General features: G+C 28.9%; 18 protein-coding genes, 1 other RNA gene, 1 pseudogene and 1 riboswitch. Of the genes and pseudogenes, 6 read left to right on the forward strand and 14 right to left on the reverse strand.

The features are described 5' to 3' along the window. Positions 1–89 precede the first annotated feature (89 nt). Positions 90–248: pseudogene (locus tag BUB01_RS13090) on the forward strand (LAGLIDADG family homing endonuclease); the annotation flags it as partial. A gap of 42 nt (positions 249–290) precedes the next feature. Here the strand turns inward: BUB01_RS13090 and BUB01_RS13095 are convergent. From BUB01_RS13095 to ssrA, 3 genes are all read right to left on the reverse strand, one after another. Next, a complete protein-coding gene (locus tag BUB01_RS13095; RefSeq protein WP_072988476.1) occupies positions 291–1,562 on the reverse strand; it encodes an NUMOD1 domain-containing DNA-binding protein in 1,272 nt (423 codons plus the stop codon). A 412-nt stretch (positions 1,563–1,974) separates the two neighbouring features. Beyond that, complete coding sequence (locus BUB01_RS13100) at positions 1,975–2,670, reverse strand: pentapeptide repeat-containing protein (protein WP_159433247.1); 696 nt, start codon at positions 2,668–2,670, stop codon at positions 1,975–1,977. Positions 2,671–2,786: 116 nt separating this feature from the next. Further along, positions 2,787–3,138, reverse strand: a transfer-messenger RNA (tmRNA) gene (ssrA, locus tag BUB01_RS13105). Between the two features lie 342 nt (positions 3,139–3,480). Here ssrA and BUB01_RS13110 point away from each other — a divergent pair. Then, complete coding sequence (locus BUB01_RS13110) at positions 3,481–4,392, forward strand: ABC transporter ATP-binding protein (RefSeq protein ID WP_072988479.1); 912 nt, start codon at positions 3,481–3,483, stop codon at positions 4,390–4,392. Then, positions 4,392–5,618: an ABC transporter permease subunit gene (locus BUB01_RS13115; protein WP_072988482.1), complete on the forward strand. Its 1,227-nt coding sequence runs from the start codon at positions 4,392–4,394 to the stop codon at positions 5,616–5,618. Before BUB01_RS13110 ends, BUB01_RS13115 begins: the two co-directional genes overlap by 1 nt. A 154-nt stretch (positions 5,619–5,772) precedes the next feature. Here the strand turns inward: BUB01_RS13115 and BUB01_RS13120 are convergent, their stop codons facing one another. From BUB01_RS13120 to BUB01_RS13145, 7 genes are all read right to left on the reverse strand, one after another. Then, positions 5,773–6,345: a xanthine phosphoribosyltransferase gene (locus BUB01_RS13120; protein WP_072988485.1), complete on the reverse strand. Its 573-nt coding sequence runs from the start codon at positions 6,343–6,345 to the stop codon at positions 5,773–5,775. 305 nt (positions 6,346–6,650) lie between these two features. After that, positions 6,651–6,779, reverse strand: coding sequence for a hypothetical protein (locus BUB01_RS23820; RefSeq protein ID WP_278337136.1), 129 nt, complete (start codon positions 6,777–6,779; stop codon positions 6,651–6,653). A 203-nt stretch (positions 6,780–6,982) separates the two neighbouring features. After that, the gene (locus BUB01_RS13125) at positions 6,983–7,909 is read right to left on the reverse strand and encodes an ABC transporter permease (RefSeq protein ID WP_072988489.1); all 927 of its coding nucleotides are present in this window, start codon (positions 7,907–7,909) and stop codon (positions 6,983–6,985) included. A 1-nt stretch (position 7,910) separates the two neighbouring features. Further along, positions 7,911–9,023, reverse strand: coding sequence for an ABC transporter permease (locus BUB01_RS13130; RefSeq protein WP_072988492.1), 1,113 nt, complete (start codon positions 9,021–9,023; stop codon positions 7,911–7,913). A gap of 16 nt (positions 9,024–9,039) precedes the next feature. Beyond that, positions 9,040–10,548, reverse strand: coding sequence for an ABC transporter ATP-binding protein (locus tag BUB01_RS13135; protein WP_072988495.1), 1,509 nt, complete (start codon positions 10,546–10,548; stop codon positions 9,040–9,042). A gap of 212 nt (positions 10,549–10,760) precedes the next feature. Then, positions 10,761–11,870, reverse strand: coding sequence for a BMP family ABC transporter substrate-binding protein (locus BUB01_RS13140; RefSeq protein ID WP_072988498.1), 1,110 nt, complete (start codon positions 11,868–11,870; stop codon positions 10,761–10,763). A gap of 56 nt (positions 11,871–11,926) precedes the next feature. Then, positions 11,927–12,499, reverse strand: coding sequence for a xanthine phosphoribosyltransferase (locus tag BUB01_RS13145; RefSeq protein WP_072988501.1), 573 nt, complete (start codon positions 12,497–12,499; stop codon positions 11,927–11,929). Between the two features lie 109 nt (positions 12,500–12,608). Further along, positions 12,609–12,711, reverse strand: a riboswitch (purine riboswitch). Positions 12,712–12,889: 178 nt separating this feature from the next. Between BUB01_RS13145 and BUB01_RS13150 the strand changes: the two genes are divergently transcribed. After that, the gene (locus tag BUB01_RS13150; protein ID WP_072988505.1) at positions 12,890–13,879 is read left to right on the forward strand and encodes a tetratricopeptide repeat protein; all 990 of its coding nucleotides are present in this window, start codon (positions 12,890–12,892) and stop codon (positions 13,877–13,879) included. 311 nt (positions 13,880–14,190) lie between these two features. On the opposite strand, the gene smpB is transcribed toward BUB01_RS13150, so the two are convergent. The 4 genes from smpB to eno form a co-directional block, all read right to left on the reverse strand. Further along, on the reverse strand, positions 14,191–14,661 hold the full coding sequence (gene smpB, locus BUB01_RS13155) for an SsrA-binding protein SmpB (protein WP_072988509.1): 471 nt from the start codon (positions 14,659–14,661) through the stop codon (positions 14,191–14,193). A gap of 96 nt (positions 14,662–14,757) precedes the next feature. After that, a complete protein-coding gene (gene rnr, locus BUB01_RS13160) occupies positions 14,758–16,953 on the reverse strand; it encodes a ribonuclease R (protein ID WP_072988513.1) in 2,196 nt (731 codons plus the stop codon). Positions 16,954–17,333: 380 nt separating this feature from the next. Further along, complete coding sequence (secG, locus tag BUB01_RS13165) at positions 17,334–17,564, reverse strand: preprotein translocase subunit SecG (protein ID WP_072988517.1); 231 nt, start codon at positions 17,562–17,564, stop codon at positions 17,334–17,336. A gap of 273 nt (positions 17,565–17,837) precedes the next feature. Then, a complete protein-coding gene (gene eno, locus BUB01_RS13170; protein ID WP_072988520.1) occupies positions 17,838–19,130 on the reverse strand; it encodes a phosphopyruvate hydratase in 1,293 nt (430 codons plus the stop codon). Between the two features lie 627 nt (positions 19,131–19,757). Here eno and BUB01_RS13175 point away from each other — a divergent pair. Both BUB01_RS13175 and BUB01_RS22930 read left to right on the forward strand, forming a co-directional pair. Then, entirely contained in the window at positions 19,758–20,741 is a 984-nt protein-coding gene (locus BUB01_RS13175; RefSeq protein ID WP_072988523.1) for a hypothetical protein, read from the forward strand. 173 nt (positions 20,742–20,914) lie between these two features. Further along, entirely contained in the window at positions 20,915–21,511 is a 597-nt protein-coding gene (locus BUB01_RS22930; RefSeq protein WP_143152495.1) for a DUF6143 family protein, read from the forward strand. Positions 21,512–21,567: the final 56 nt, after the last annotated feature.

Genomic DNA, 21,567 nt, shown 5'->3' on the forward strand with positions numbered 1-21,567 from the left:
TTAACTTTTTAATAGTATTTCAGTTTTGCGAAAATTATGTATCCTATAAATACCATTAATAATATTTATTAAATGAAGGTGATTCAACTATGACTGAAACAGAAAAAGCTTATATTGCTGGAATTATAGATGGTGAAGGAAGCATAATGCTTCAATCCTTTCACAAAAACCAACTACCTGCCCCCTGTGTTTCTATAACTTCAACTACAACTGAACTACTAACTTGGATAAAAGAAAAATTTCGAATTACTTTTAATCAAATACAAATCTGTACCTTATAGAAACGGACATTATTCAGAATATTTCCACATAAATCCACAACAGGTTTTATACTTTCCACTAATAGCTCTTTCAATAGCCTGAAATGTAACCTCATAAAAAGTAGCAGCCTCTCTTAAGTTTGGCCATTCTTTAATTAAGTTTCCATTAATATCATACTGCCTTACTGCTCTTTTCTTTTTATTTTCTATTCTATCAGCATATTGCCATATAAAGTTACAACAACTTTTTCTTTCTCCTGTACATACTCTACGAATAGCCTTAGGTGTAGTATTATAATATTCTGCTGCCAACTTTACTGTATCCCAAGTATCAATATAATTACCTTTTAAATCATATTGCTCTATTGTTTTATTTTGTTTTGCTTTTTTATCAATATTTTTTTCTTTATATCCTAATTTAGTCCGTATGTTTATTCCATCTTTTAAAAACTCATTGTATTGTTTTAAATATAACCATAAAAAGTTTTTATGTGATTTATATTTCTCATATTTACAACATTTTTTAATATCACTTACATCAAATTCTTTTTTTAACTCTTGTAAAGTATATGTTCCTATATAATTAGCATCTTTATCTAATTTAACTACTTCTATGCACGATTTTTCTTCTCTTTTATTTTTTTGATACTCCATATATCTCTTAAATTCATCCCATTTATCTTTTTTTCTTTTCATATAAAAAGTTGCATTTTCATATAAAGAATCTACAATATCTCTATATTTTTTACCAGCAAAACTTATTTGACAGCTGTTTGGTGAATGTCTATTTATTAAAATCTTTTTTTCTGAATCAAAAAACAGCTTAATTCCATATAACATATCATATGTACCAATAAATTTTATTTCACAAATCAAAATTGGACTTTTTCTCTTTTTTCTTAATTTCATATAAGTGGATATACAACCATCACCATCCATATATCCCCTAACAAAATGATTGATTAAGTTTTTAGGTATCATATCCTCATTTGGAAATTTTAATACTAATGATTTTCTTGGTATACAGCCTAAATTTATTAAATCATTTGCCATCTTAGTACTACTAATACCAATGAAAATATACCCCTTTTTATCCACACATATTGGTCTATTAGAATTTATATCCTTTAAAAATTCTTCTAATACATTTTTATCATCTGGATGCAACTGAATTATTATTTTTTTATTTTTTTCACCTTTTTCAAAAACACATCCATCTGCATATAAAAATCCTAACCAATATGCTTTTCTTTCAGTATCAATTTTTTCAAAATATGAATTATCTTGAATATATTTTGACATACTATCACCCAATTATATTTTTGGTAAAATAACAAAAATTATTCATTCAAGTCGAATGTATATTCTGTTAGAATTTGTGAAATACTAATATTAAGTAAAATTTAATATTTAATATAAAAAATCCACGACAAATTTGTCGTGGATTTTAATGGTGGAAGCGAAACGTGACCTTTGAAATCCACCCTTAAATTTATATATTAAAAATATTATGCTCACATTTAACCCCGAGTAATCGGAATGGGATTGAACTATTCAAAACCTGTTCTAACACAAAACCTAAAAAAGCAATTACTGTTAAAATTTTATTTATCATAGGCATCCCTCCTCGAATACTAACCAACATAACGTGTCCCTAATTGTCGATATGGTTTTCACAAGTTTCCCTGTTCCGGAGCAGGACAACTATAACATATCATATATGTAAATATGAGTCAATCATTTTCCTATATGCATATACCGTGTAAAATGCATACTTACTCTTTCTTCTACATAATGCTTCAAGAGCCCTTTGTAATCTATTGTCATAGTAATTTTGAAGTATACTCAAATTCCATCTATTAACTTTATTTTTCTTAACATGTAATACATGATATTTATATATTTTTTCACATTCTGATAACTTTAAAACAGTCTCACTTAATTCTTTATTTAATATACCCTTAGGATACGTTCTTAAAATCTCACATTTATCATTCAAATTAAGGTTTTTAGCATTTTCTAGATTAGTTGAAATAAAAATTACATTATCATATTTTACACCTTCAAAGTCAGTATTTTTCAAATTACAATTAAAGAAAATAACCTCTTTTAATATAGCATTCTTAAAAGATGTACTTTTTAAATTACAACTTGTAAACTCTACCCCCAGTAATTTTGTATTTTTGAAATTACATTTAGTTATATTTGATGCATGGTATTTAACGTTTTCAAAACTAGCATCTTTGTAAATCAAATTATGTATATTAGTTTGATAATTATATTTATCTTTAAATCCCTTATACTTCACTGGAGAATTAGACAAATTAAATCTTACTAACTTTTCCTTTTTAATCTTCTTCATTCTCTTTATCTTTTGTTTCATTTTTCTTCTTTTTTTACCTCTCCCCATTATATGCCTCCAAAATAAAAATACACTATAACTTAACATAGTAATTATACCATATTTATACATACTCTTTTATTTTTCGCATAAAAAATCCACGACAAAACTGTCGTGGATTTTAATGGTGGAGGCGAGGGGTATCGAACCCCTGTCCGAAAGCAGACCAGCTTAGCTTTCTACGAGTGTAGTCTATATTTTAACATTCCCTCCAAGTAACGCCCATAGACAGGCTTTACTCTTCAGTAGCTTCATTTATTCCGTTCTATACTCAAAGCTTTGTATAGCTCGGTTCCCCACTTTTTGACGCCCTAGCCTAAGTCGTGGGACTCAAAGGTAGGACGAGCAGACTACGCTGCTAACGCGAAATTATCTTCTGCGTTTACATTTAATGCATACTTTATTTACGAGGCGCCATGCTTCCCTCGACTCGCTTACCAAACCCATCATTACCCCCGTCGAAGCCAAAACGCCCCCATGTATAGGTAATATGGTTTAAACGCAAATACCATATTTAGTTTTTAGAACTTAATTATATACTATAAATTTAGTATAGTCAACCTGAGAAAAACTACTCTGTTTTTTAAACATTTAATTTGTTTCTCTCTGTAATGTATATATTATATTAAAATCTTTTTTCTTTCAACGCAAAATTTTTTCATTTTTTTGAAATAAAACTATTTGAAAAGTATTAATATCTTTTCGTGGAATCTTAAGGAAATTTTAAGATTTACTTTATTTAATATTAAAAGTTTTTGGATATCATTATAAATGTACTAATAAGTATTGTGTTTTTAATTAATTTTAAGGAGGAAATTTATGAACGTGTTAGAAGTTACTGATGTTAGAAAACATCTTGGTAAAAGAGAAATTATAAAAGGGATATCTTTTAATGTACAAGAAGGTGAAATCTTTGGCTTTCTTGGTCCAAATGGTGCTGGTAAAACTACTACTATAAGAATGCTTGTGGGACTTATTTCTCCAAACAATGGTTCTATTAAGATAATGGATTATGATCTACACAAGGATAGAGAAAAAGCTCTTTCTTATCTTGGTGCTGTAGTTGAAAATCCTGAACTTTATGGCTACTTATCTGGAAGAGAAAATCTTATGCAAATAGCTAGAATTAGAGGTATTTCTAAAGTAGAAGTAGATAATATCATTAAACTTATAGGACTTGAAGATAGAATAAATGATAAATTCAAAAAATACTCTTTAGGTATGAAACAAAGGTTAGGTCTTGGCGCAGCTCTTTTATGCAATCCTAAACTGTTAATATTAGACGAGCCAACTAACGGGTTAGATCCTTCTGGTATTTTAGATTTTAGAGAAATAGTAAAAACCGCTGCAAAAGAAAGAGGAATGGCTGTTTTCGTATCTTCTCATATACTTAGTGAAGTTCAACAGCTTTGTGATAGAGTTGCCTTTATAAATCATGGTGAAATTCAATCTATTGAAAATATAAATGAAACTACTACATTAAATGAAAAAGAAACTTTAGCTTTAATTACTCATAAAAATGATCTAGCTACTTCAATAATCAAGGATTTAGATTATGTATATGACTATAAATTAGAAGATGACAAGCTTTCAGTTATAATTAAATCTGGCTTCACTCCTAGTCTTATAAATAACTTAGTAAGACATGATATAGCTATTGAAGAGATTTATAAAAAGCATAAGGGACTTGAACAAAGATATATGGAACTTGTGGAAGGAGGAGTTAGATAATGTTATTTACTCTTATAAGGAATGAAATAAGAAAAATTTTAAGAAGAGGTAAAACTTGGGTTGTATTTGCATTATTTGCAACATTTTTAATTCTTTTAGCTATTGGTAATAATATTGGTGAGAAAAGTGAACAAAGATTCAACGCTCCTGAACGCAGAATAGAATCTATAGAACATCAAATAGCTTATCAAAAAGAAAATTTAACTTCTAAAGAAAAATCTTTAAGTGCAGATGAATATTCTAAACTTAAAACTGAAACCGAAAAACGTATCCAATCTTTAGAGGAACAAAAAAAATCTTTTGAAGAAATCAAGGCTGATCCTTCAAAATCTGAAAACTTATGGAAGGTAAAGCTAGACAATGATATCCTTGGACTTGAAGAAGAACTAAAAGATAACTCAATACCTGATCAATATAAAACTAATTTACAAAATGAACTTAAGAACTTAAAATATTTAAAAGATCATAATATAAAACCAATGAACCGTTCTGAATTTACTTCTTATAATTATTTTGCTGGACTACTTAAGATTTTAGGAGTATTTATGCTTGGTATAGGTCTTGCAATATTTATGAGTGATATAGTTTCTGGTGAATGTACTCCAGCAACTCTTAAATTTTTACTTATTCAACCAGTTTCTAGGGGGAAAGTTCTATTTTCTAAATTTATATCTGTTATTTTAACCTCTTTAGGTATGATTCTATCACTTGAAGCTATTGCCTTCTTAGCTATAGGTATATTCAAGGGCTTTGGAAATCCTGATTATCCTATGAATTTTGGTACAAAATATGCTTTCGATTTAGGAAATATTAAGGATGGTGCTAATCCTCTAATAGAAGTTGCTAACTCTACTTCTATGATACCTTTATCTAGCTTTACTTTAAAAGCTGTTTTACTTCAATGTTTATTTATAGTAGCTTGTTGCTCCTTTATATTTATGATATCTACACTTGTTAAATCAAGCATGATATCAATGGCAATTAGTACTGCTACACTAATAGGCTGTAGCATATTAAATCAAGCTGTTGGTCAATTTAGGAAAATATCATTCTTATTCTTCCCAAGTTACGGTGATTCTTCTAGTTTATTAGATGGTAGTATATCAGTATTCTTTAATAAACCTAATGTAACTATGCAGTTTGGTATTATAGTAATGATAGCTTGGATAATAGGCTGTTACTTAATATCACACATAATATTTAGCAAAAAAGATATATTAATTTAGCGTTTTTCCTATAATACTTACTTGCTAAGTAGCAAGATGTATTATTTTCCAAATAAATTATTCAATAATCATAATAATTGTTGAATACCCCTAAATAATAAGAAAGCTATGAAACTAGTACAAAATACTATTTCATAGCTTTTTTATTATATGATTATTTAAAGCTTACTTCTCCACCTTCAACCTTATCAACTACAACTAGAGATTCTACTCTAACACCCTTTTCTTCTAGATACTTTCTTCCATTTTGGAAGCCTTTTTCTATTACTATACCTACTCCAACTATTTCAGCACCTGATTGTCTTACTACATCCATAAGTCCAAAAACAGCACACCCATTAGCTAAGAAGTCATCTATTATAAGTATTTTCTCACCTGGTTTTATAAACTTTTTATCTACTACTACATTGTAAACTGTTTTTTTAGTAAAAGACATAACTTCTGACTTATAAGCATCTAACTCTCTTGATACCCTATCTATTTTCTTTCCAAAAACAACCGGTATATTATCAAAATATTGAGCTGTTATAATACCAAGGCCTATCCCTGTTGCTTCTATAGTTAAAATTTTATCTATTTTTTCATCTTTAAATCTATTTTTAAATTCTTTTCCTATTTCATTGAAAAATTCTACATCCATTTGATGATTTAAAAAGCTATCTACCATTAATATATTATCTTTAGTAACATAACCTTCTTTTCTTATTTTTTCTTTCAATAATTCCATATATATTCATCCTTTCATGTATATGAAGTTTAAATAAAAATTCAAATTTTAGTTTAATTATTTGAACTCACTTTGTAATAATATTCTTATAAATCTTAGTTAGAAGAAATTCTATTTTAAAATAATTTTTCTAAATTTATACTAAAACCTTCTACAATTTCAGAATAAATTATGCCTTTTTCTTTAAGCAAATCTATTTGATCATAATTATTATCATCTCTTTTTAATTCTATATCAAAGGTTGCTTGAAATACCTCACAAGATTTTTCTTCTAATAAATTAGCATGTAATCTTCCATATATCCTTTAATGCTTAGTAGATGGTGATGGTGACATATACACTAATCCATCAATAAATTCTAACAAAGCATCACTCTTTTGTCTTAGTTTGTAAAACTCATCTATGGTAATTTTGTTTTGTCCTACTAGTGCCATTATCACTCACCTCCCTAAATGTATGTTCCTTAAGTAAGAATCCAAATTTTAATTTGGTTAATTCGAACTTACTCATACGAATGTAATGAGTAGGAGTCTCCTTATTATTATACCTTAATTCCATATAAGTATAAACATCCTTTACAAAAAAATAAAACAAATACCCAGCTAAGTTTAATACTTAACTAGGTATTACTAAATTCTTATCGCTCTTCCCTAAAATATGCAACTCCTAACGCTTTTGGCGGTGAGTTCTTTTTAGATTTTCTAAAGGATACCATAACTAAAACTATTATTGTTACTAAGTATGGTAGCATTGATAAAAAATATGGTGATATAAAAGCATTACTTATTCTAAACCCTATTATATCAAGACCTCCAAAAAGATATGCTCCTATTATAGCTTTGTAAGGATTCCAAGCAGCAAATATTACTAGCGCTACAGCTATCCAACCTCTTCCTGCTGTAACATTTTCTTGCCAAGCTGGTACATATACAAGTGAAAGATATGCTCCACCAAGCCCAGCTAAAGCACCACCAAAAAGTATGTTTAAATATTTATATGCTGTTACATTTATACTCATAGCATCCGATGCTTGAGGATTTTCTCCTACTGCTCTTAAGTTTAATCCCCATTTAGTTTTATAAATATATATTCCTACTAATATAGTTACTATATATGATAAATACACAAAAACATCTTGTCTAAAGAATATTTCACCTATGAAAGGTATATTTCCTAGACCAGGTATAAATTTAGGTGCAAAAAATTCCTTTATATTTTCTGGAACAACTTTTCCTACTACCTTTTGTCCAACTAAACTTGCTATACCAGAACCAAATATAGCTAAAGTAAGACCTGTAACTACTTGATTTGCTCTTAAAGAAACAGTTAAAACTGAGTATACAAATGCTCCAAAAGCTCCCGCAATCATAGCTGCTAAAAGAGCTAATAGAGGACTTCCAGTAGAATACCCAACTATAAATCCGAAAATAGAGCCTAGTAACATCATACCTTCAACACCAAGATTTAAATTACCAACCTTTTCTGTTAGTATTTCTCCTAATGTAGCAAATAGTAATGGTGTACCTGCTATAACAGTTGCATGTAAAAATGATGTTATATTCATATTACCTTTCTCCTCCTGTAACTATTTCCTTCTCTACTACACGTTCTATATCTTTTTCTTTTATAACATTTTTATCTCTAAATAATAATTTATATTTTGTAAAGAATTCACTTCCTAATACACTAAATAATATAAGTGCTTGTATAACTAATGCAGCCGAATTTGGTACACCATAGGCAGTTTGTATATATGATCCACCTTGAGTAAGTCCTGCAAACAATATTGATACTAATCCTATTATTATTGAGTTTAAGTTAGAAAGCCATGCTACTATAATTGCTGTATAACCTACTCCACCTGTAACTTCTATAGAAAGAGTTCCACTAACTGCTGAAGCTTGTATAAAACCTGTCAAACCACACAAAGCTCCACTTATAAATATAGCCTTTATTATAGTTTTCTTTATATTAATACCTGCATATTTTGCTGTATTTTCACTTTCTCCAAGTACTGATATTTCATATCCTAACTTACTGTGTTTCATTATTATATAAAACACACCAATTAAAACTAATGCTATAATCCATCCTATATGAACACCAAAAAGCTGTGGAAGTACTGCATTTTTAGGGAAATTAGCTATCTTAGGAAATCCCATAGCAGCTTTATCTCTCCATAAATCATATTGTAAAAATGTTATAAATTTTAAAGCTATATAATTTAACATAAGAGTTATTATAGTTTCATTTGTATTAAACTTAGTCTTCAATACAGCTGCTATAAATGCCCAAATTCCTGCACATATCATAGCTACTATAGCCATCAATATAAGTAGTACTACCTTTGGCATAGAGCCCATATTTAATGCAACTAAAGCTGCACCAAACGCCCCCATAAGAATTTGGCCATCACCTCCAATATTCCAAAATTGCATTTTAAATGCTATTGAAATACCGATAGCAGTTATAATTAGAGGAATAGCATAAATTATAGTTTGTGTTATTTTACCTTTAGATCCAAAAGCCCCTTTTATCATTCCCATAAATACAGTCATAGGGTCATAATCTAAAACTTTCAAAAATACACCTGCTACAATTAAAGCCAAAACTATTGATAAGACTTTCACTATAACAGTTTCTCTTTTACTTACATCTTCACGTTTTACAATTCTCATATTAGCTATTCCTCCTTTAAGCTTCCTTTTGTCCAACCATCATAAGTCCAAGTTTTTCTCTTGTAGCTTCTTTTGAACTAATAGTTCCTGTGGTATTTCCATTACAAATGACCATTATTCTGTCACAAAGCTCTATTAAAACATCTAAATCTTCACCAACAAATAAGACTGCCGTTCCCTTTTTCTTTGCATCATTTATTAAATTATAAATGGTGAAACAAGTATTTATGTCTAATCCTCTAACTGGATAAGCCATAACTAATAATTTAGGATTTAAACTAAGTTCTCTTCCTAAAAGTATCTTTTGAATATTTCCACCAGATAGGTTCTTTATAGGATAATGTATACTTGGTGTTTTTATTTCTAATCTTTCTTTAAGTGCTTTTGCATGCTTAGCTACTGGCTTTCTATCTATTAAAAACTTCTTTTCCGTATAATAAGATTTTAATAAAAGATTGTCTACCATCCCCATAGAACCTACAAGTCCCATCCCAAGTCTGTCCTCTGGTATAAAGCTCATACTTATTCCCCTTTTTACGAACTCTCTAGGATTTTTTCCTTCTAAATGTTCTCCATTAAATATTATGTCCCCTTTTTCAATATTTAAAATTCCTGCTATAGCTTCACAAAGCTCTTTTTGTCCCGCACCGGCTATACCCGCTATGCCCAAAATTTCCCCTTCTTTTATAGAAAAATTAATATTCTTAACGGCTTCTCTTCCCTCTTCATTAAGAACTGTTAAATTCTCCACCTTAAGTAACTCTTCACCTAATGGTGTATCAACAGTTTCTATCGATAAGTCAACAGCTCTTCCAACCATAAGCTCTGTCAACTTTTTAGGGTTTGTATAACATGCATCTAAAGTCTTTATTGTCTCACCTTTCCTTAAAACCGTTATTCTATCTGATATTTCCATAACTTCATCCATCTTATGAGAAATAAATATAACTGAGCACCCATTCTCCTTCATCTTTCTCATAATTTTAAATAACTTCTCTGTTTCCTTTGGAGTAAATACTGTAGTCGGTTCATCTAATATAAGTAATTTAGCCCCCTTATATAAAACCTTAAGTATTTCAAGATTCTGCTTCTCGCCTACGCTCATATCTGAAACATACTTATCCAAATCCACACCCAAGTCATATTTTTCACTTATTCCTTTAACAGTGGTATCTACTTTCTTACCGTTTGAAAATATAGAGGTTTTTGTTCCAAGCATTATATTTTCTCTAGCTGTCATAGCTTCTACTAGTTTAAAATGCTGATAAATAGTTCCAATTCCTAATTCCATTGCTTCCTTTGGTGACTTTAACTTAGATATTTTTCCATCAAATTCAAGTTCACCACAATCTGGAGTATATATACCTGAAATCATATTTATTAAAGTACTCTTTCCTGCTCCATTTTCACCAAGCAATGAATGTATTTCTCCTTTTCTTATCTCAAGATTAATATTATTACAAGCTAAAACACTACCAAAGCTTTTACTAATACCTCTTAAAGAAAGTAATTTATCATTATTCATAAACAAAGCCTCCATATTAAACTTAATTTTAAATATCACTAGTAATTATATGTATTATATGAGTAAGTTCACATTAACCAAATTTAGATGTCAACTTATATGTTTTAGAATTCAATATGAAACTCCTACTCACATTAGTTTGTAGGAGCATTCATATTGAAAGTTTTATAGGATTTAGTTACTTGCTATTAAATAAATAATTAAACAATTAATTACTTGCTTGCTGGTATTGTTCCATCCACACCTTCAACAAACCAATTTATATTCCAAATCTCATCATCAGAAAGTGTAGATCCTTCTTTAACCTTAACTTCACCTTTTTGATCTTTTATAGGTCCCATAAATACTTTATTTTTAGTTTCTTTTATTTCTTTCTTAGCTTTTTCTAATGCATCTTTTGCATTTTCTGGTGCATTACCTGTAAGAGGTGCTAAATCAACTATATTGTCAGCATATCCACCCCAATACTTTTCTGATTTCCATGTACCATCCATAATAGCTTTAACTTGTTTAACATAATATGGTCCCCAGTTCCATACTGCTGATGTCATATTAGCTTTTGGAGCAAGCTTAGACATATCTGAATTATAACCTACTGAGAAAACTCCTCTTGATTCTGCAGCTTGTTGAGGTCCTGCTGTATCTTGGTGTTGAGCTATAACATCTGCTCCAGCATCTATAACTGCTAATGCAGCATCCTTTTCCTTTGCTGGATCATACCAAGTGTTTGTCCATGTTACTTTTACTGTAGCATTTGGATTAACTGACCTAGCTCCTAAAGTAAATGCATCTATATTTCTTATAACTTCTGGTATTGGGAATGCAGCTACAAACCCTAATTTATTAGTTTTTGTTTTAAGTCCTGAAACAACTCCATTTAAGTACATCATTTCATGAATTTTTCCAAAGTATTGAGTTAAATTTTCTGAAGTTTGGAATCCAGAACAATGCATAAACTTAACATCTGGATGTTTACTTGCTTCACTTACCATAGCATCTTGATATCCAAAGCTGTTTCCTACTATAACGTTGTAGCCATCATCTATCATATTCTCTATAACTTTTTCTACTTCTGCTTTATCTTCTTTTACATTTTCTTTATAAGTAGTTTTTACCTTTAATTCTTTCTCTAAATATAATCTTCCCTCATTATGGGCATAGGTATACCCTCCATCTCCAGCAGATCCAATGAATACAAATCCTACTTTTACATCTTTTGTAGCCTTAGCATCATCTTTTTTGTCTTCCTTACTTGCACAACCTGTAAGTACTAAAGATGATGCTATCATAGTAGTTAAAACTACTTTTAATATTTTTTTCATTTCCTTATTCCCCCTTGGATTTTATGTATTATTAGTATTTTAAACGCCTTATATGGCTAATTAAAAACAATAGTACCTTCTTTGAATTCCTTTATAATAGCCAAGGATTCAACTTTAACTCCCATTTCCTCTAATACTTTTCTACCACCTTGAAAGCCTTTTTCTATAACTATTCCCACTCCAACAACATTTACCTTAGCTTGCTTAGCTATTTCCAAAAGTGCTTTTGCTGCACAACCATTAGCTAAGAAATCATCTATTATAAGAATATTTTCGCCTTCGTTTAAAAATTGCTTTCCAACTCTAACTTTATACTCTTTTCCTTTAGTATAAGAAATAACAGGTGCTTCAAATACTTCCTTATCAAGATTTAAGCTTTCTGTTTTTTTACCAAATACCACATTAACATAATCAAAATATTGCGCTGTAATGGCAGCTATACCTATTCCAGACGCTTCTATTGTTAATATTTTGTCTATTTTTTCTCCATTAAATCTATTTTTAAACTCTTTTCCTACTTCATTTAAGAATTTTATATCCATTTGGTGATTTAAAAAACAATCGACTTTTAATATGTTCCCATCTCTGATTTTTCCTTCTTTTAATATTTTTTCCTTTAAAACTTGCATTATGTACTTCCCTTTCTTTAATGTTTTCCTTTAAATACAAAAAATTCCTAGGCAACAACTACCTAGGAATATACATTTAAATACAAATAGTGAATATTAAACAAACTATTTATAAAACCAGTACATTCGTAGTCAGGTAGTTAATGGCTTCCTGGTAGAAACGCTAGGACCATATTTCCTAGCATATACGATATGAATATTATTCAATTATAAACATTGTATTGTTCGTGTTTCAACTCTTATTAGTATGTTATAACAAAACAAATAAAAAAGCAATAATATTTTAATAAATTTTATAATTTATTATTAAAGAACTTTTATATAAATACTGTAATCCTTTTATCTTTTTATTTATATAATAATATATAGGTATTTTTTAGGAGGAACCTTATGCAGTTAAATAATAACTATATTTATTTCGTATTATCTATATTTCTTGCCTTTGTTGCCATTTGTTTTATAATATTTAAAATTTTAAGTGATCATTCCTCATCATTATCCAAAATTGAAAATTTGATTAAGCATAAAAAATTCAATAAAGCTTATCTTTATTTAAATAAAAATAAAGATATATTAGATAAATACTACTTCTATTGCCAGTATATATTGGTACTTACAAAATTAGAAAAATTTGAGGAAGCTTATGATGAAAGCTTAGAAGCTCTAAAGCTTCCAGATTTACCATATCAACTATTTAATAATATTAGTTACGTTTATTATAATTTAAAAAAATATGATGAAGCAATAGAATTTGCGAATAAAGCATTAGCACTTTGTCCTAATGATATTTATGCTTTAGCAAACAAAGGTTTTGCTTATATAAAGATAGGAAAATTAGATACAGCTTTAAAAACTTTTTCAGCTGCTTTAGATATAAATTCAAACTTTCCAAATGCCATTTCAGGAACTGCTCACTGCCTTTTTGAAAAGGGTGAATTTAAAGAATGTTGCATCTTACTTGAAAAGTTTATAACTCTTAATACTGAAGAATATTCTGCTTATAAAAAACTAGGTGAATGTTACTTTTATTTAGAAAACTATATTTCTAGTGCTAAAATGTATAAAAAAGCTTTAGAATTAAATCCAAAATCAATACTATGCTATTGTGAATACTCAAATGTGTTATGTTATCTTGGAGATTTTAAAAATGCTATTAATATATTAGATAAAGGATTAGAAATAGACCCATTTAATGCCTTGGCTCTGTATTATAAATGTAGACTTTGCTCTATTTTTAGAGAAATTGATGAAGCTTTTTACTATTTAGAACGCTCAATAAATTTATATGATGGCTTCAAAAAAATAGCTATTAATGATAATTTTCTTAACAACCTAAAGTTATATTCTAAATTTAAAGATTTGACTGAGATAGGAGTTTAAGTGGAATTGGGTGCAATGCAAAGTTGGATGAAGTTAATTTTCTTGTTCCGTCACTACGCTCAAAGTCACAGAGAATTAATTTCATCCAATTTTCACTAATAACAAGCAATAACTAACTAAACAATTACTAGCTCTGTTTCTAAAAAAACATACTGTAAACCTTTAACGTAAATTACCTTTTAATAAATTTAGAAGCTTTACTTATATAGTTTTATAGTAAAACAAAAAATTTACGGTGTAGTGAAAAGTTTGTATGATCAAAAATGAAATATCAATAAAGGGAAGTGAGATTTTTTCTCCTTCCCTTTATTTTAATATTTACTTCTTTCTTTTAGTTGTCTTTCTATATCTCTTTTATGAGCCTTTTCTAGCATAGCATCTCTCTTATCATAATTTTTCTTACCTCTACATACTCCCAAATTAACTTTAACAAGACCATTTTTAAGATATAAAGATAACGGTATTAATGTAAAACCCTCTTGCTTTATAAGTCCTGTTAGTCTATTTATTTCTGATTTGTGAAGTAATAATCTTTTAACTCTTAAAGGATCAACGTTAAATATATTTCCTTGTTCATAAGGACTTACATGCATTCCTATTATAAATATTTGCCCATTTTCAATATCAGCATAACATTCCTTTAAGTTAGCCCTACCAGCTCTTATGGATTTAACCTCTGTCCCAACTAACTCTATTCCAGCTTCCATAGCCTCTTCTACAAAATAATCATGTCTAGCTTTTCTATTTTCAGCTAGCGTCTTATTGTTTAACTTTCTAACCATTTCATCACCCTCTAGGTCCTATTAATTTGATTACTTTTAATATTATCACAAAATTAAATTAATTGTAATATTTATCTCTTATTTAAAACTATTATTTTAAACTTCTTCTGTAACCTCATCTACAATAGCTAAGATTTCTTCTTTTTCATCTTCTTCAGCTTTTTTAGAGTACTCATCTTCTACTATATAAAAATCTACTTGTCTATTAGGAATGTCAACTCTAACGCATTGAACCTTTACTATATCACCTAATTTGTACATTTTTTTAGTTCGCTCACCTATAAGCATAAGTCTTGCTTCATCATATACATAATAGTCATCATCTAAGTTTGTTATATGCACTAAACCTTCTATTGTATTCGGTAACTCAACAAATAAACCAAAGGAAGTTACTGAAGATATTATACCTTCAAATTCTTCTCCAATTTTTTCTTGCATATATTCAGCTTTCTTTAAATCATCCACTTCTCTTTCAGCCTCTTGAGCTAATCTCTCCATTTCTGAAGATTGCTTAGATGCATTATCTACTATAGGTACTAGTTTTTTAATTCTTCTTTCATCTATCTTACCATTTAAATGCTCTTTTATTATTCTATGAATTTGAAGATCTGGATATCTTCTAATAGGTGAAGTAAAGTGACAGTAATATTCTGCTGCTAATCCGAAGTGACCTGAACATTCTGGTGAATATTTAGCTTGCATCATACTTCTTAAAAGTAATGTACTTACGACTGTTTCCTCTTTTTTACCCCTAACTAATTCTATAACTTTTTGAAGATTTCCTGGTCTAACTTCTTGATTCCATCTTACTGTATAACCTAAGTTGTATAAAAATTCTTTGAATTTTTCAAGTTTTTCATTGTCTGGTTCTTCATGAATTCTATACACAAACGGTATATTGTTCCAAAACATATATTCAGCTACTGTTTCATTGGCTACTAACATGAATTCTTCTATTATTCTATTAGCTATTCCTCTTTCATAAGGCTTAATCTCAACAGGTTTCCCATTTTCATCTAAGATAATTTTAGATTCTGCAAAATCAAAATCAATAGCTCCTCTATTTAACCTTTTCTTATTTAAGATACCACAAAGTTCTTCCATTGCCTTAAAATCATCAACTAAATAATCATATTTAGTAAGATGCTCTTCTTTGCTTCCTTGTAATATTTTAGTAACATCTGTATAAGTCATTCTTTCATCTGTTTTTATAACTGTTTCAGCAATTTCATGGCTTATTACCTTACCCTTTTCATTAATAACCATAATACAGCTTAATGTTAATCTATCTACCTTTGGATTTAATGAACAAATTCCATTTGATAGTTTCTTTGGAAGCATAGGAATTACTCTATCTATAAGATATACAGAAGTAGCTCTCTTTAAAGCCTCCTTATCTAAAGGATTATTTTCTTTAACATAGTTTGTAACATCAGCTATGTGAACACCTAATCTAAACTTATCATCTTCTAATCTTTCAATAGATACAGCATCATCTAAATCTTTAGCATCTTCTCCATCTATTGTTACCATTCTGACGTTTCTTAAATCTTTTCTTCTAGCTATTTCTTTTTCAGATATTTCCTCGTCAATACTTTCAGCAAAATCTAAAACTTTTTGAGGAAATTCTTCTGGAAGTCCAAACTTTTTGATTATAGTTAAAATATCAATACCTTTATCTCCCTTTTTACCTAAAATCTCGATTATTTTTCCTTCTGGCTTTCTATCACCTTCAGCCCATTTAGTTAATTCGACAACTACTAAATCTCCTGTTCTAGCCTTTAATGTATCCTTCTTAGATATAAATATATCCTTTTGCATTCTTTTATCTTCAGGTATAACAAAACCAAAGTTTTTAGAATCCTCATAAACACCTATTGTTGTTTTATTAGCTCTCTCTAAAACTTGTATTATCTCACCTTCACATTTTTTTGCTCCAACATCTTCTTTTATTATTCTAACTGCTACTATATCTCCATTCATAGCTCCATTTATAAAAGAACTTGGAATAAATATGTCAGCCATATCCTCCTCACCTTCAGGCGTTACAAAACCAAAGCCTCTCGGATGAATCTGTAGTTTTCCTTGAAATAACCCCATTCTTTCAGGAAGTCCATATTTGTCTCTTGAATTTCTTACTATAACCCCTTCTCTTTCTAACTTTCTTACTGATTTTTTAAACATTTTATATTCTTCTTTACTTATATCAAAAATAGCAGCTAGCTCTTGAATATCCATTGGCTTATATGCTTCTTCTCTCATAAAGCTAACAAGTACTTTTTTTAATCCCATATTATCATCTCCTAATCTATTTAAACTGTCCTTCATATTATTAACATCAATTAAGTTTATAATCATTTTAGTTTTTAATTATTATAATATATTATACACTTATTCTATATTATTTGATTAACGTTAACTATACAGCCATTAACTTTATTTCTTTACTTCTATATTATCACTTTGAATTTTATATCTTAATTAACATATATATTTTTTAACATCCTTTTAACCTAAACAAATTTAAAACAAGGAAAGTATATAAAATCTTCACTCTAAACCTTTTGGCTCTAATTCACCAAAAACTTATATGCTTTCCCTAAGAACACAAATATAATTTTCTCTTACATTTAAAAACCGCCCTTAAAATATAGGACGGTTTTAGCTTTATATTACTTTATTAAATTTATTGCTATCGTATTTACAGCAAACAATAAAGCTGCTATAAATGTAATTTTTACAAGCATAGCTTCCTTTGTTCTGCTCTTATTTTTAGCAAAAAAAGTATCACTTTGTCCTTGAATAAGTCCACTCAAAGCATCTGCCTTAGTTGGTTGTAATAATATAGATACAATGATAACTATACCTAATATAGCTTCAAGTACTAGCATAGCTGTTCTCATATCAGCACCTCCATATTTTGACTTTTCATCTTAGCATAATTTTATAACTTTATCATAACATAATGTAAAACTATTTACAAGAAATACAATTATAAATACTTGTATTTCTTTCCACATATAAAAGATAATATTATCCAATTTACTTATTATAATTGCTTCTATAAAATTCAAAGTCATCAATATAATTAACCTTTTAGGAATATACATGTTTGTAATTTTCTCTATAAACAAAAAAGATAAGCCTAAACTTATCTTTTTTATATTCTATTAAAACTATTTAAGATTAAAAAATGCTTTTCCACCTCTATATTCAGCTATCTCTTCTAATTCTTCTTCAATTCTTAATAGTTGATTATACTTAGCAACTCTTTCACTTCTTGCAGGAGCTCCTGTCTTTATTTGACCAGCATTTACTGCTACAACAAGATCTGCAATAGTAACATCCTCTGTTTCTCCTGACCTATGTGAGATTACAGCAGTATATCCAGCTCTGTTTGCCATTTCTATAGCATTTAGAGTTTCTGTTAAAGTTCCTATTTGGTTAAGCTTTATTAAGATAGAGTTAGCAACACCTTTTTGTATTCCTGTTTCTAATCTTTGAGTATTAGTTACAAATAAATCATCACCTACTAATTGAATCTTACTACCTAATTTATCGGTTAGCATCTTCCAACCTTCCCAGTCTTCTTCGTTCATGCCATCCTCAAGTGATATTATTGGATATTTATTTACCCAATCAGCATAAAAATCAACCATTTGTGCTGATGTTAAAGTTTTACCTTCATGTTCTAAAACATACTTACCATCTTTGTAAAACTCTGAAGCTGCAGCATCTATTGCTATAAATATATCTTTTCCAGGTTCATAACCAGCACCCTTAATAGCTTCTATAATAATTTCTATAGCTTCAGTATTAGACTTTAAATTTGGTGCAAAACCACCTTCATCACCTAAACCTGTAGCATAACCCTTTTTAGTTAAAGTCTTCTTAAGTTTATGATAAACCTCTGCACACATTTGAAGAGCTTGTGAAAAACCAGTAGCTCCAACTGGCATAATCATAAATTCTTGAATATCTACTGAATTATCAGCATGACTTCCTCCATTTATAATATTCATCATAGGTACTGGTAATACTTTAGCATTTACACCACCTACATATTGATAAAGAGGTAATCCTAAATAATTAGCCGCTGCCTGCGCTACTGCTAAGGATACTCCTAGAATAGCATTTGCACCTAATTTGCCTTTATTTGGTGTTCCATCTAAATCTATAAGAACCTTATCCACTAAAGGTTGATCAAATACATTCATACCTATAAGCTCTGTAGCTATTGATTCATTAACATTTTCTACTGCCTTTAAAACACTTTTACCTAGATAATTATCTTTATCTCCATCTCTAAGTTCTACGGCTTCAAAAATACCTGTAGAAGCCCCTGATGGTACAGCTGCTCTTCCTATAGTTCCATCCTCTAATACTACCTCAACTTCAACTGTTGGGAAGCATCTTGAATCTAAAATTTGTCTTGCTACTACGTCAATAATTTCTACATATTGTTTCATAAAAAATTCCTCCTTGTTTTTACTAATAATATTATTAGTATTTAGTTTTAGCATTATGGATAATTTGAACTCAATTTTCATTTAAAAATTAATATGTTCAATTTATAAATCCTTTAATAGTATTTCAAATATTTTAAAACCTATTACAAGTTTGTGCATTTGAAATTATTTTATTCTATTTTATAGTAATATCTTTCTTAATTTCCTCTTTTGCTAATTTAATTATAACTCAACTAATTGATAATTTCAATCATTTGATACTATTTTTCATTTATTATTTTACTAATAGTTTTTAAATAAATATCTTTATTAATAAATAAAAATAATCTTTATATTAAAAAGGTATTTATATAAAGAAACATACTATAATTTTTATGAAAAACTAAAATATCTTGCTTTAAATATTAATGTTGATAAATTACATTCATATTAGTTCTTTTATAAAAATTTTATTCACATTAAGCTACCATTCTACATATACTTAAAAATTGCGATACTCTTTTAGTTTAATCTTTATATATTTTATTTTTTATTTTATTTTTACACTTTATGACATGGTAATCTATCACATTTTTACTTCTTTCTTCATATTATTTAGTAGATATGATTAATAGGAGGATTTTAAATATGTCTAATTATAATTATACTGAAAGTTATGGTCCATGCCAATCTCAACCACCATGTCCTGGTAAGGTTTGTAATCCACTTAAAAATTGTTGTACTGGAGTTCATATACCTGATTTTGATTGCGAAGATGCAAGACCTATTTTAACTAGATTCCAAGAGATTTATGACTATAAAAATGCATTTGGAACCCCTGCAACTGATACAATTACTGCTTCTACTACTTTTTCTATAAGTTTAGAAACTACAAACTGTAATCCTTGCTGTGCTTGTAATACTTGTACTATAAGTTCTACATCTATATTTAATATTGAATCTGTATGCACAAGAGTTATAAGTGCTCAGCCTACAGCAACTTTAACAGCAACTAGTTTTAGTATTAATGGTCAGCAACCAACTAGCATTACCGCTACAAATCCTAATTTATACAATCTTGACATTTCTGGGATAACAGGTTTACCTTCTCAAAATTGTGTTGATTGCGATAAAGGAACTAAAGCAAACTTAATTACTAATTCTCCATTCTTTATAGTATATAGACTTGAACACACAATTTGTGGTACTGTTTCAACATCTAGCGGATTATGTAAATTCTATTCAATTTTTACAAATTCATTTACTGACACAACAACTACAGGATCTAGCATATTTATACAAAACTTATGCATAGCTCCAAAATGTACTTTATCAATTCCATCAATTAGCTTAGCTTTATGTTATGATGCTGAATTAATAAATCCACGAATAGTTCCTGGTGCTACTGCTGGTACAGTAACTTTATTAGGTACCGTATATATAGTTCCAACAGTTGAAGCTGAAGTTCAAGTTTCTAGGAGAAAAATTGTTTTAGTTAATGATTATATCCCTCAACCTTCACCTCAACAACTTCCTAAACCATGTGATTGTAATAATCTAAAATGTAGACCTAAACCAAATTGCAAACCAGAACCACCAAAACCATGTGATTGTGATTGTGATCAATTTTAAACACTAAAATAGTGTTAGATAGTTAAATTTAGCTATTAGAGTTAATAGTCCAAATTCTTTTATAGATTTGGACTATTTCTCAATATAGATGGATTTTTTTAATTATTTTACATATTCCTTTTTAACATTTTCCCTATTTTGTCATATATTAGTATAGAAGGAGGCGATTAGATATGTGTAATTGTAATTCTTTGCGTTCTAATCCAATTTTGTTTAATGCACCTAATAATTTGATAGAAACTCAAGCCAATTCTCCAGCTTTTGTTAAATCAGTTACTGGAAAATGCTTTGCTGGCTTATCTCCAGATTTAACAGCCTCTGCAAATCAAACATGTTTTGCAGCTTTAATAAATCCAAGATCATCTTGTGTAAATTGTTTTTTAAATGAATTTACAGTTTGCAACCTTTCTTCTACTCCATGTGTAGCTAATCTTTGCCTTAATTCCATACCAAATAATGCTTGTGTTAACTTAGCCACTAATGTAAGCCCTACTGATACTTCAATTCGTCCAAGAATATGTCCAAGGTGTAAATTAATATCAGCTGATAAACTTAATACTAGCAACTTAAACAATAAAAATATTCTACAGTTAGTCATACCTCCATTTAGTTCTATAACTAAAGAAGTTGAAGGTGTGTTTATATGTCCAAGTTGTGGTTCTTTCCTTGTGCAAGTACAAAGTCTAGACGGTCTTTCTCCAATCACCTGTAATGTATCTTTTATTTGGTGGGAAGAGAGATTCATAATTACAAACTGCTGTTCTTTCTAATATTTATATATAAGATAAGTAAAAAAACTCTATGGAGCTTTTATTCCATAGAGTTT

This window comes from Clostridium cavendishii DSM 21758, assembly GCF_900141845.1.
Lineage (GTDB): Bacteria > Bacillota > Clostridia > Clostridiales > Clostridiaceae > Clostridium_AG > Clostridium_AG cavendishii.